Annotated in this window: 1 protein-coding gene; it reads left to right on the plus strand. The window is 55.9% G+C overall.

All coding sequences use genetic code 11. The annotated features are described in order from the left end of the window. Positions 1–251 precede the first annotated feature (251 nt). Complete coding sequence (locus tag IE111_RS24345) at positions 252–1,244, plus strand: IS110 family transposase (RefSeq protein WP_189613869.1); 993 nt, start codon at positions 252–254, stop codon at positions 1,242–1,244. Positions 1,245–1,263: the final 19 nt, after the last annotated feature.

Here is a 1,263-nt window from a genome sequence, read left to right on the forward strand (position 1 = left end):
ATCCAACCTTGTATGTTTTACCCAATGAACTTGATAGGGTTCGAGACCAGTCACCGGGGAGACCGTTCCAACCTAGAAGCCACATCAGTGGACTTCGTCCGTAGATGGGTCCCCCGCCTCCTTACTGACCTCGAGGAGTATCCAGAAGCCAGCGGGGCTGGACTTCGCATGACAAGGTCGAGGCCGTATCAAGTCCGAGGTCGGGGAACCGGTGACTATTGTGACGGATTAGATAGCGAGGGTAAAAGTCCATGAGTGTGTTTGTTGGTGTCGATATTGCTGCCCGGTCTTTTGATGTTGTGATTCGGGAAGATGACAAGGGCAAAAAGCCCAAACGTTACCAACAGACTGCCCAGGGCCATGCCAAGGCCATACAGGCTCTGAAAAAGGTGCGCCCCGAACGTATCGTGATGGAGGCTACCGGGATCTACTACTTGGATTTGGCGGTTGCCCTGACCGAGGCGGACTTGCCCGTCTCGGTCATCAACCCCAAGAGCTTCCGGCATTTTGCCGAGTTAACGCTGACCCGCACCAAGACCGACGGGGTCGATTCGGCCTTGTTGGCCGAGTACGCCGAACGCATGGCCCCAAAGCTGTGGACGCCCCCAGAGCCCGTTTGCCTGGAGCTCCGGGACCTGGGGCGGCAGATTAACCGGCTGACAGGTTCGCGAATCCAGGCGAAGAACCGGCTTCATGCCTTGCAATCCAAAAACAGCACATCGTCTCTGTTGTTGGAGGACGAACAGGAGGGCATCGAGTTCCTGGAAAAACGCATCAAGCGGCTCAGAGAAGCCGCTGAGACCCTAATCGCCGAGCACGAGGCGTTGAGCCGTCACTACAACAACCTGCAGCAGGCCCCAGGCATGGGCAAGGCATCGACATTGTCGATTCTGGCGGAACTATGTGTCTTACCCGATGACATGAAAGCGCCTCAAGTCAGCCGGTTCGCCGGCCTGGATGTACGGCTGACGCAGTCAGGAAGCAGCGTGAACCGTCCGGCGCGTCTCAATAAAGCCGGGAATGCCTATTTGCGAGCGGCGCTCTATATGCCAGCCATGTCGGCGGTCAGGAGCAATGAGAGAGCCAAGGCGTTTTATGACGCCTTGGTTGGTCGGGGCAAGAAAAAGATCCAAGCCCAGTGCGCGGTTATGCGTAAATACCTGACTGGTATCTGGGCTTGCATGAAGAATGAAACGCCGTTTGATAGTGCGCTTTTGTTCAGCGATGAGCATTTTAAGGCTTGACGCTAAACGGAGTATCTAC

The sequence above is a fragment of the Saccharospirillum salsuginis genome, assembly GCF_014651855.1.
Classification (GTDB): Bacteria; Pseudomonadota; Gammaproteobacteria; order Pseudomonadales; family Natronospirillaceae; genus Saccharospirillum; species Saccharospirillum salsuginis.